Source organism: Proteus sp. G2673, from assembly GCF_009915125.1.
In the GTDB taxonomy this organism is placed as follows: Bacteria; Pseudomonadota; Gammaproteobacteria; order Enterobacterales; family Enterobacteriaceae; genus Proteus; species Proteus penneri.
Genome location: NZ_JAABLT010000015.1, coordinates 1 through 10,662, shown reverse-complemented (window position 1 = coordinate 10,662; position 10,662 = coordinate 1). Strand labels below are relative to the sequence as shown.

Sequence of the window (10,662 nt, the reverse complement as noted above, 5' to 3'; positions counted from 1 at the left end):
CATGCAGGCTAATCGCCTGTCGGGTGAATATTGAGAAAAATGCTTGTCTGGAGGTCGCAGGGAGTATCGACAGATAGGTGTATATGGGAGTGTAAAAATATACGCAATAAAGCTATCAAAAGGTCGAATCACTCTTGTTCCCTTCGCGGGTATTAACCCGATCAGGTTCCGCGGATCCCGAATTAACGGTCTCAGCCTGTGTTTATAATAGCCTTATAAACACTAGGCACTCCGACAAGAAGAACTCCAGTATATGAAAGATTTTGAAAACTACAAGTCTGACATGGGTTATTTATTTAAATTCCAATGTTGCTGTTTCCAGTTTTTCATGTGTGAAATTTGAGCTAACTGTTCATCTGGATTGATAACTGTGACGTTATCAGCTTGATAACACAATGGGAGGTCATTAGCAGAGTCAGTATAGAAATAAATATAAGTATTGTTAATGTTATTGGCTTCTTTCCATTGATTTAGACGCTGCACCTTTCCTTCTCGAAATGTAGGTGTACCTTCAATATATCCAGTGTAATAATTATCTTTAATTTGCATATCAATGCCCATTGAAATATCTGCATTGAGTTGTTTTGCAATAGCGTGAACGAGAAAAGACATTGTTGCTGAAATAATTATAACAGGAATATTTTGCTGTCGATATTGTGTAATTATTGATATTCCTTCTGGGTAAAATAGTGGCTGAACTTTTGTTTCAGTAAAGTCATTAACCCAATGATTTATTTTGTTTATATCATGATATTTAAAATAAGATAAATGTTGATAAAGATATTGATTCATATCCAATTTTTCAGCGTAATAGTCTGCAATCATCTGCTCATCTAGTTTTAGGAAATGAGGATCAGTGACTATTTTTTTATCCCATAAATAGCGTGTCCATAAACGACTAGAATCACCCGCTAAAAGCGTTTCATCTAAATCAAAAATCGCAATTTTATTTTTGGTTTTATCTATCATGCTAGCATTCCTTTATTATAAATATAATTTATAAAATTCCTTTTTGAATGTTAATAAATTATAGAGAATAATCATAATACATTGAGAGGGTCTAACTAAAGAGAGTATCCTCTATTCTATATCATTATTTTGGATAGAATGGTCGTTATGCATTTATATACATTAACAGGCTCAGAAAAGGGCTGGTGGACAGTCAGTCTTGGTGGGCGAGTGTGGTTGCCTAAAGGTGAACTTCCGTTTGGTTTAGCTAAAGATTGGGATCTCATTGGTCAGTACGCTAAAATTGTGGGTGAATGGCAAGGTGAAACAGTTTGGCTTATTCATGGAAAAATGGATAACGATATGTGTTCACCAAGGCTTATCGCCTCACAAGATGAAAACTTATTTAAATTAGTCGGCCGTGGTGTCCAACTGGCTGAGTTTTATCGTTCTCACCGTTTTTGTGGTTATTGTGGTTCTAAAATGCGCCATAGCGAGAGTGAATGGGCGTGTTTATGCGATAACTGTCATGAACGTTATTATCCACAAATCGCCCCTTGTATTATTGTGGGTATTCGTCATGAAGATAAAATTTTACTCGCACATCATGTTAGGCATAAACATTCCCCGCTTTATACTGTGCTCGCTGGTTTTGTTGAGGTTGGTGAAACCTTAGAAGAGGCCGTCGCTCGTGAAGTATTTGAAGAAAGTAATATTCGTATTCGCAATATTCGCTATGTATCTTCTCAGCCTTGGCCGTTCCCTCATTCTTTAATGATGGGCTTTTTAGCTGATTATGATGGTGGTGAGCTACGTCATGATCCTTCTGAATTAACCAGTGCGGCTTGGTATCGTTACGATCAGCTACCACAGATCCCACCGCCAGATACTATTGCGCGACGCTTGATAGAAGATACGATAGCGAATATTAGACAAGATAAAGAAAAGAACTAAATAAAGGCGTTGTCTGCCAACAGTTATTTTTCCAGCATGTTACAATGCATGCTATTTTGCGGCCCTATTACTGTTAATGGAGTTAGTCATGAGTGAGTTGAAAAACGACCGCTATTTACGTGCGCTGTTGCGCCAACCTGTTGATGTCACCCCAGTTTGGATGATGCGTCAGGCAGGCAGATATCTTCCTGAATATAAGGAAACACGGGCACAGGCGGGGGATTTCATCTCATTGTGCAAAAATACAGAATTGGCATGCGAAGTGACATTACAGCCTTTAAGACGCTTCCCTTTAGATGCCGCTATTTTATTTTCTGATATTTTAACTATTCCTGATGCTATGGGATTAGGTCTTTACTTTGAAACGGGCGAAGGCCCTCGTTTTAAATCACCAATAAAGAGTCTTGCCGATATTCAAAAACTGCCAATCCCTGATCCTGAAGATGAACTTGGCTATGTAATGAATGCAGTACGTGCAATTCGTCATGCATTGCAAGGCAGTGTGCCATTAATCGGTTTTTCGGGGAGTCCTTGGACGCTGGCAACCTATATGGTGGAAGGTGGAAGTAGTAAGGCCTTCACAAAAATTAAAAAAATGATGTACGCAGAGCCACAAGCACTACATCTATTACTGGATAAACTCGCAGATAGCGTTATCCTTTATCTGAATGCTCAAATTAAAGCGGGTGCACAATCCATCATGATCTTTGATACATGGGGGGGGGTGCTAACAGGGCGTGATTACCAACTTTTCTCATTACACTATATGCATAAGATTGTTGATGGTCTTATCCGTGAATATGATGGAAGAAAAGTGCCAGTTACTTTATTTACCAAAGGTGGCGGTCGCTGGCTAGAAGCGATGGCGGCGACAGGTTGCGATGCATTAGGGCTAGATTGGACGATTGATATCGAAGATGCACGTCGTCGAGTGGGGGATAAAGTTGCGCTACAAGGTAATATGGATCCTTCTATGCTGTATGCACCACCTGCCAGAATAGAACAAGAAGTCGAAACTATTCTTGCTGGGTTTGGTAAAGGCAACGGTCATGTCTTTAATCTTGGGCACGGTATTCATCAAGATGTTCCACCTGAACATGCTGGTGCATTTATTGATGCGGTTCACCGTTTATCGAAGCCTTATCATCAGGATAATGATTAATACCCAACAATTACGTCAGGAGCAGACAGAAAAAGCTCAACAAATTATTTTGACAGACCAAGTTACAATGCCTACTTATATTGCTGGCGCTGACGTTGGTTTTGAAGATGGTGGCGCAGTCACTCGCGCTGCCATCGTGATAATGCATTATCCTTCTTTTAAAATTCTTGAATACCAAATCGCGCGAATACCTACAACTCTTCCTTACATCCCAGGTTTGCTTTCATTTAGAGAGTGTCCTGCGTTATTGACTGCTTGGCAATTAATCAAACAAAAGCCTTCTCTTATTTTTGTCGATGGGCAAGGTATTGCTCATCCTAGAAGGCTGGGTGTTGCCAGCCATTTTGGTTTATTAGTGGATACACCGACTATTGGTGTAGCAAAAAGTCGTTTATGTGGCATTGATAAAGCAGTCAATGAAGAAATGGGAAGCTATGAGCCATTAATGGATAAGAATGAGCAAATAGGGTGGATTTATCGCAGTAAGAAAAAATGCAAACCCCTGTATATATCTCCGGGTCATAAAGTGAGTATGGAAGGCGCTTTGCAGTGGGTTGAGATGTGTATGAAAGGGTATCGATTACCAGAACCAACGCGTTGGGCTGATGGTATTGCTTCAAATAGGCGATTATTTGAGCAATTGAATAAGAATAAGCTCTAAATGACCGGGAAATATGTGGATATTTTTAATTTTCAGGTAAACTGCGCCTAAGTTAAGAAAATGAGTAATCACGAATGTTGAAGAACCCAATCCATTTACGTTTAGAAAAGCTAGAGGCTTGGCAACACCTGACGTTTATGGCGTGCCTGTGTGAGCGAATGTACCCAAATTATCAGGTATTTTGTCGCGAAACAGGATTTGCTGATCCAACGCTTTATCGCCGTATTCTCGATCTGGTTTGGGAAACTTTAACGGTGAAAGATGCAAAGGTTAATTTTGATTCTCAATTAGAGAAATTAGAAGAAGCGATCCCTGATGCATCTCAGTTTGATATTTATGGTGTCTATCCTGCGATTGACGCCTGTGTTGCGCTTAGTGAAATTGTTCACTCTCGTTTAAGCGGTGAATCGTTAAGTCACGCTATTGAAGTGAGCAAATTATCAGTAGGGACAGTTGCTTCACTTGAAATGACACAAGCAGAAAGAGAAATGAGTGAAGAAGAGCTTAGATCGCTACCTGCTGTTATTGAAGAATTCGATATCCAATGGGAAATTTACCGTCTACTTGTAGAGTGTGAAGAAAGAGATATCGAGCTGATTAAAGGTCTACGTGCAGACCTTCGTGAAGCAGGAATGAGCAATATCGGTATAGAATTAACGCACTAAATCAGAAAAACGTGATTTAGTGCTTGAAAAGCGACGTTTAAAGACTTCACATCACCCCCGTGTATGTTCTACATTGGGTACGAAAAGAAGTGGCTCAGGTGTTTTACTTAATTCATCTTTTTAAAAAGATAAGTTAAGTTTTTTCACCAGATGTTTTTCAAACGATAAAACATACTTTAAGGACTATTTTATGAACAAAGCTGAATTAACCGAATCAGTTGCTGAAAAAGCGGATCTGACAAAAACTCAGGCAAAAGCTGCTATTGAAGCGTTTATCGACTCAGTAACAGGAGCTCTGAAAGAAGGCGATTCTGTACAGTTAGTTGGTTTCGGTACATTCAAGGTAAATCACCGTGCTGAGCGTACTGGTCGTAACCCTCAAACTGGTAAAGAAATTAAAATTGCAGCAGCTAACGTTCCTGCATTTACTGCCGGTAAAGCACTGAAAGACGCAGTAAAATAATTCCTTTGAACGGAATGAACAATAGAGGGGGATTTACTCCCCTTTTGTTGAAACGACAGGGGCTGTTAGCAATAGGATCTGCTTTTTTGCTCAGCGCCTGCTCTTCTACTGTGCAACTCCCTGAATTTTCTGCAACAGGTTATATTGCAGACGAAGGTGTTGTACGTCTATGGCGTCTAAATAATAAAACGTCAGAACCTCAAGTGATCATGAGTGTTTATAGCTTTTATAAAAAGCCAGAAACTGTCATCACATTTTATGAGTATCGCCAAAATAAACTTTGGCAAATCCGCTCTGAAGTTATTAATCGTAACGATCCTTCATCTTGGCACCTTCGTTTAAACAAACGTGGTGAAGTTATTTTCATGCAACAAGAAAGCCAGAAGCAAAAACGCGCGTTAACAGAAGATGAACGTTTAAGAATGGTATTTGCTGCAAATAAAGAGCGTGAAATCAGTGAAGCACTTACTATTGGAAAAGTGAACTTAGTACAGGGTGTCTGGTATCAAAATACAATGACAACATGTGCTGGTGAGAAAGTGAGTGTTTCATTTGAAGGCCCAGAGCAACGCTGGTTAAAAACAAGGACACGTAATTCAAGTAAACCTTCTTATGTTGCTTGGCTTGATTCACCAGAAGGTAAACAGTTGCTTATGGTAGCCGACCATGATTTCTGTAAATGGGAGCCAACAAAAGAGAGCTTGTGATCACTCCCTTCTGCTGTATTTAGTCACTTACTTCTTTAAACGTGCAATTGCACGATAGCCAATATCATGGCGATAAAAACTTCCATCCCAATGAATACTTTTTGCTAAGGCATAAGCATTTTTTTGAGCTTGTTCGATATCATCACCTAATGCAGTTGCACATAGTACTCGCCCGCCGGCAGTGACTACCTCGCCTTTGTCATTGAGTGTTGTTCCCGCTTGAAATATTTTTGCAGTTGTTGATGATGTCGGTGTTAATCCTTCGATAACATCACCTTGGCGATAATCAGCAGGATAGCCGCCGGCTGCAATCACAATTCCTAAAGCTGGACGAGGATCCCAAACAGAATCTTTATCTTTTAAATTGCCTTTTGCTCCAGCTAAACAAAGCTCAACTAAGTCAGATTGCATACGCATCATAATAGGTTGGGTTTCTGGATCGCCAAAACGACAGTTAAATTCGATAACTTTCGCAACGCCTTGTTTATCAATCATTAGTCCAGCATAAAGAAAACCCTGATAACGATGACCTTCAGAAGCCATGCCTTTTACTGTTGGGTAAATGATTTTTTCCATTACTTGCTGGTGGATCTCATTAGTGACAACGGGGGCAGGTGAGTAAGCGCCCATCCCACCAGTATTAGGACCAGTATCACCATCACCAACACGTTTATGATCTTGACTTGTTGCCATTGGAATAACATGTTCACCATCAACCATGACAATAAAACTGGCTTCTTCACCATCAAGAAATTCTTCAATAACAATGCGATGCCCAGCATCTCCAAAGGCATTACCTGCTAGCATATCTTTTATGGCATTTTCAGCCTCAGATTGCGTCATTGCAACAATAACGCCTTTACCTGCGGCTAAACCATCGGCTTTAATAACAATCGGCGCGCCTACTTTATTGAGATACTCAAGTGCTGGTGCTATTTCTGTAAAATTTTGATAATCCGCAGTTGGGATTTTATGACGGGCTAAAAAATCTTTTGTGAAGGCTTTAGAACCTTCTAATTGAGCCGCTCCTTTTGTTGGACCAAAGATGGTCAGCCCCGCTTCTTTAAATGCATCGACAACACCAATAACCAGTGGTGCTTCTGGGCCTACGATAGTTAAATCAATTTGATTTTCGAGGGCAAAAGCGACCAATGTAGGAATATCTGTTGCACTAATAGCCACATTCTCAACACCATTTTCTAATGCTGTACCTGCATTACCGGGGGCAACAAAAACCTGTGTTGCAAGCGGTGATTGAGCCACTTTCCATGCTAAAGCGTGCTCACGACCGCCATTACCAATAATCAAAATCTTCATATCAATACCCTATTAATGACGGAAGTGACGCATATTGGTGAAAATCATTGCGATGTTGTGTTCATTAGCCGCGGCAATCACTTCATCATCACGAATTGAGCCACCAGGTTGAATAACACAAGTCACACCGGCAACTGCTGCCGCATCAATGCCATCTCTGAATGGGAAGAATGCATCTGAAGCCATCGCGCAACCTGCAACTTCTAAACCTTCATCAGCAGCTTTTATGCCTGCAATTTTTGCAGAATACACCCTGCTCATTTGTCCTGCGCCAATACCAACTGTCATATCGTTTTTAGCGTAAACAATGGCATTTGATTTTACGAATTTAGCCACTTTCCAGCAGAAGAGTGCATCTTTAAGTTCACGTTCACTTGGTTGGCGTTGAGTAACTACTCTTAAGTTTTCTTCTTTAACCATGCCTAAATCACGATCTTGCACTAAAAGCCCACCGTTAACTCGTTTGAAGTCAAAAGCAGGTTTTGGCTCTTGCCACTGGCCACAAGCTAATACCCGAACATTTGGTTTCGTTTCTAAAATTGGTAGTGCATCTTCATTAATAGAAGGAGCAATGATCACTTCAACAAACTGACGTTCGATGATTGCACTAGCTGTTTTTGCATCTAAAGGCCGATTGAATGCGATAATGCCACCAAATGCAGAGGTTGGATCAGTTTTAAATGCATTGTCATACGCCTGTGTGAGCGTGCTCGCAATAGCTACACCACAAGGGTTTGCATGTTTCACAATAACACATGCAGGCTCGGAGAATGATTTCACACATTCTAATGCGGCATCAGTATCAGCGATGTTGTTATAAGAAAGCGCTTTGCCTTGTAATTGGTTTGCAGTAGCAATAGATGCTTCTTCTATATTCTCTTCTATATAGAAAGCAGCTTGCTGATGAGCATTTTCACCATAACGCATATCTTGTTTCTTTATATAGTTCAGATTTAAGGTACGAGGGAAAGTACCTGATGGTTGTGAAGTATCACCATAATAAGGTGCAACCTTCTGACCAAAGTAGTTAGCAATCATTCCGTCGTAAGCCGCTGTGTGTTCAAAGGCTTTAATCGCCAAATCAAAACGGGTATCTAAAGTAAGGCTATTTTCGTGATTATCCATTTCTTCAATCACTCTTTCATAGTCATTACTATTTACTACAATCGTAACGTCTTTATGATTTTTCGCTGCTGAGCGAACCATTGTTGGTCCACCGATATCAATATTTTCAACGGCATCTGCTAATGAGCAATCAGGGCGAGAGACTGTTTTAGCAAAGGGATAAAGATTCACTACGACCATATCGATAGGACGGATCTCATGTTCTTCCATTATTGCATCGTCTTGGCCACGGCGGCCTAAAATGCCACCATGTACTTTAGGGTGTAGCGTTTTTACCCTGCCATCCATCATTTCTGGGAAACCGGTATAATCGGAAACTTCGATAACAGGTAAGCCAGCTTCTGCTAATAGACGTGCAGTTCCACCTGTAGATAATAGTTCTACGTTTCTTTCAACAAGCGCTTTAGCAAATTCTAAAATACCTGCTTTATCAGACACACTTAAAAGCGCACGGCGGATAGGACGAAGATGTTGCATGAGTTTTATCCCTTGGGTTTTTGGTATAACGGTAGTAATGATGAAGTTAAATCACATTAATACAGTGAAATTGTGTTTGCTTAACTAACATTTCAGAAGATGGACACAAAATCAATCTTACTTAATAAGCCCTCATAATAACGCAAACGATTGCGTTTGACATGCTAATTTTATGTAAAAAGGAAGGTTGTGGATAAAATTGTTGATAAGTGCGTATAACTAGGGGTTTTGCTGTGGAATTAAGCAAACGATTTTTTTTCTTAAAAAAACTATTGCCAGCCTCAGAAAACTCCCTATAATGCGTCCTCGTTGTCACGGCACAGGGCGCTAAGCGAACTGACTGAGAGAACAAAAAATAAAGTGAAAGGCCTTGAAAATAAACGCTTGACACTGAATGAGGAAGATGTAGAATGCACCTCCTCGCAACAACGCAGAAGACCGGAAACGGCAGCGAATGTTGCACTGCTCTTTAACAAATTATCAGACAATCTGTGTGGGCACTCGCAGAGACGATATCTTCTAAAATATTAGATGTATCAAGTCTTGAAGAGTGAACAACAAAAGTAAATTCATTTATGAATAGCTAAGTTTTCGATTTCTTTGAGCATCAAACACTTTTAATTGAAGAGTTTGATCATGGCTCAGATTGAACGCTGGCGGCAGGCCTAACACATGCAAGTCGAGCGGTAACAGAAGAAAGCTTGCTTTCTTGCTGACGAGCGGCGGACGGGTGAGTAATGTATGGGGATCTGCCCGATAGAGGGGGATAACTACTGGAAACGGTGGCTAATACCGCATGACGTCTACGGACCAAAGCAGGGGCTCTTCGGACCTTGCGCTATCGGATGAACCCATATGGGATTAGCTAGTAGGTGAGGTAAAGGCTCACCTAGGCGACGATCTCTAGCTGGTCTGAGAGGATGATCAGCCACACTGGGACTGAGACACGGCCCAGACTCCTACGGGAGGCAGCAGTGGGGAATATTGCACAATGGGCGCAAGCCTGATGCAGCCATGCCGCGTGTATGAAGAAGGCCTTAGGGTTGTAAAGTACTTTCAGCGGGGAGGAAGGTGATAAAGTTAATACCTTTATCAATTGACGTTACCCGCAGAAGAAGCACCGGCTAACTCCGTGCCAGCAGCCGCGGTAATACGGAGGGTGCAAGCGTTAATCGGAATTACTGGGCGTAAAGCGCACGCAGGCGGTCAATTAAGTCAGATGTGAAAGCCCCGAGCTTAACTTGGGAATTGCATCTGAAACTGGTTGGCTAGAGTCTTGTAGAGGGGGGTAGAATTCCATGTGTAGCGGTGAAATGCGTAGAGATGTGGAGGAATACCGGTGGCGAAGGCGGCCCCCTGGACAAAGACTGACGCTCAGGTGCGAAAGCGTGGGGAGCAAACAGGATTAGATACCCTGGTAGTCCACGCTGTAAACGATGTCGATTTAGAGGTTGTGGTCTTGAACCGTGGCTTCTGGAGCTAACGCGTTAAATCGACCGCCTGGGGAGTACGGCCGCAAGGTTAAAACTCAAATGAATTGACGGGGGCCCGCACAAGCGGTGGAGCATGTGGTTTAATTCGATGCAACGCGAAGAACCTTACCTACTCTTGACATCCAGCGGATCCTTTAGAGATAGAGGAGTGCCTTCGGGAACGCTGAGACAGGTGCTGCATGGCTGTCGTCAGCTCGTGTTGTGAAATGTTGGGTTAAGTCCCGCAACGAGCGCAACCCTTATCCTTTGTTGCCAGCGCGTGATGGCGGGAACTCAAAGGAGACTGCCGGTGATAAACCGGAGGAAGGTGGGGATGACGTCAAGTCATCATGGCCCTTACGAGTAGGGCTACACACGTGCTACAATGGCAGATACAAAGAGAAGCGACCTCGCGAGAGCAAGCGGAACTCATAAAGTCTGTCGTAGTCCGGATTGGAGTCTGCAACTCGACTCCATGAAGTCGGAATCGCTAGTAATCGTAGATCAGAATGCTACGGTGAATACGTTCCCGGGCCTTGTACACACCGCCCGTCACACCATGGGAGTGGGTTGCAAAAGAAGTAGGTAGCTTAACCTTCGGGAGGGCGCTTACCACTTTGTGATTCATGACTGGGGTGAAGTCGTAACAAGGTAACCGTAGGGGAACCTGCGGTTGGATCACCTCCTTACCTAAGAGATACGTGTTATGTG

9 protein-coding genes, 1 rRNA gene and 1 riboswitch are annotated in these 10,662 nt (G+C 42.0%); of the genes, 7 read left to right on the top strand and 3 right to left on the bottom strand.

Annotation, left to right across the window (positions count from 1 at the left end; genetic code table 11):
- Nucleotides 1-121: 121 nt before the first annotated feature.
- Nucleotides 122-244: riboswitch (TPP riboswitch) on the bottom strand.
- Between the two features lie 44 nt (nt 245-288).
- Nucleotides 289-969: an HAD family hydrolase gene (locus GWI59_RS07855; RefSeq protein WP_161707132.1), complete on the bottom strand. Its 681-nt coding sequence runs from the start codon at nt 967-969 to the stop codon at nt 289-291.
- 147 nt (nt 970-1,116) lie between these two features.
- Between GWI59_RS07855 and nudC the strand changes: the two genes are divergently transcribed.
- The 6 genes from nudC (at nt 1,117) to GWI59_RS07825 (ending at nt 5,560) form a co-directional block, all read left to right on the top strand.
- On the top strand, nt 1,117-1,902 hold the full coding sequence (gene nudC, locus GWI59_RS07850; RefSeq protein WP_161724407.1) for an NAD(+) diphosphatase: 786 nt from the start codon (nt 1,117-1,119) through the stop codon (nt 1,900-1,902).
- A gap of 88 nt (nt 1,903-1,990) precedes the next feature.
- Nucleotides 1,991-3,064: a uroporphyrinogen decarboxylase gene (hemE, locus tag GWI59_RS07845; protein WP_072064749.1), complete on the top strand. Its 1,074-nt coding sequence runs from the start codon at nt 1,991-1,993 to the stop codon at nt 3,062-3,064.
- The gene (gene nfi, locus GWI59_RS07840; RefSeq protein ID WP_161724405.1) at nt 3,057-3,725 is read left to right on the top strand and encodes a deoxyribonuclease V; all 669 of its coding nucleotides are present in this window, start codon (nt 3,057-3,059) and stop codon (nt 3,723-3,725) included. The genes hemE and nfi overlap by 8 nt, the downstream gene beginning before the upstream one ends.
- 74 nt (nt 3,726-3,799) lie before the next feature.
- A complete protein-coding gene (locus GWI59_RS07835) occupies nt 3,800-4,390 on the top strand; it encodes a YjaG family protein (protein WP_006534730.1) in 591 nt (196 codons plus the stop codon).
- A 190-nt stretch (nt 4,391-4,580) separates the two neighbouring features.
- Nucleotides 4,581-4,853: an HU family DNA-binding protein gene (locus tag GWI59_RS07830; protein WP_004246922.1), complete on the top strand. Its 273-nt coding sequence runs from the start codon at nt 4,581-4,583 to the stop codon at nt 4,851-4,853.
- 44 nt (nt 4,854-4,897) lie between these two features.
- Entirely contained in the window at nt 4,898-5,560 is a 663-nt protein-coding gene (locus GWI59_RS07825) for a DUF1481 domain-containing protein (RefSeq protein ID WP_229096609.1), read from the top strand.
- 27 nt (nt 5,561-5,587) lie between these two features.
- Here GWI59_RS07825 and purD read toward each other — a convergent pair whose 3' ends face one another.
- Together purD and purH are read right to left on the bottom strand one after the other, a co-directional pair.
- Nucleotides 5,588-6,877 (bottom strand): phosphoribosylamine--glycine ligase, encoded by a 1,290-nt coding sequence (purD, locus tag GWI59_RS07820; RefSeq protein WP_006534733.1) that lies wholly within the window; start codon nt 6,875-6,877, stop codon nt 5,588-5,590.
- Between the two features lie 12 nt (nt 6,878-6,889).
- Nucleotides 6,890-8,479, bottom strand: a complete 1,590-nt coding sequence (purH, locus tag GWI59_RS07815; RefSeq protein WP_006534734.1) for a bifunctional phosphoribosylaminoimidazolecarboxamide formyltransferase/IMP cyclohydrolase — start codon at nt 8,477-8,479, stop codon at nt 6,890-6,892.
- 618 nt (nt 8,480-9,097) lie between these two features.
- Here purH and GWI59_RS07810 point away from each other — a divergent pair.
- Nucleotides 9,098-10,640 (top strand): 16S ribosomal RNA (locus GWI59_RS07810).
- The last annotated feature ends 22 nt before the right edge of the window (nt 10,641-10,662 follow it).

Excerpts from the sequence above, each read along its gene's own strand:
- GWI59_RS07855 (WP_161707132.1), bottom strand. The coding sequence starts at position 969 with ATGATAGATAAAACCAAAAATAAAATTGCGATTTTTGATTTAGATGAA.
- nudC (WP_161724407.1), top strand. The coding sequence starts at position 1,117 with ATGCATTTATATACATTAACAGGCTCAGAAAAGGGCTGGTGGACAGTC.
- hemE (WP_072064749.1), top strand. The coding sequence starts at position 1,991 with ATGAGTGAGTTGAAAAACGACCGCTATTTACGTGCGCTGTTGCGCCAA.
- nfi (WP_161724405.1), top strand. The coding sequence starts at position 3,057 with ATGATTAATACCCAACAATTACGTCAGGAGCAGACAGAAAAAGCTCAA.
- GWI59_RS07835 (WP_006534730.1), top strand. The coding sequence starts at position 3,800 with ATGTTGAAGAACCCAATCCATTTACGTTTAGAAAAGCTAGAGGCTTGG.
- GWI59_RS07830 (WP_004246922.1), top strand. The coding sequence starts at position 4,581 with ATGAACAAAGCTGAATTAACCGAATCAGTTGCTGAAAAAGCGGATCTG.
- purD (WP_006534733.1), bottom strand. The coding sequence starts at position 6,877 with ATGAAGATTTTGATTATTGGTAATGGCGGTCGTGAGCACGCTTTAGCA.
- purH (WP_006534734.1), bottom strand. The coding sequence starts at position 8,479 with ATGCAACATCTTCGTCCTATCCGCCGTGCGCTTTTAAGTGTGTCTGAT.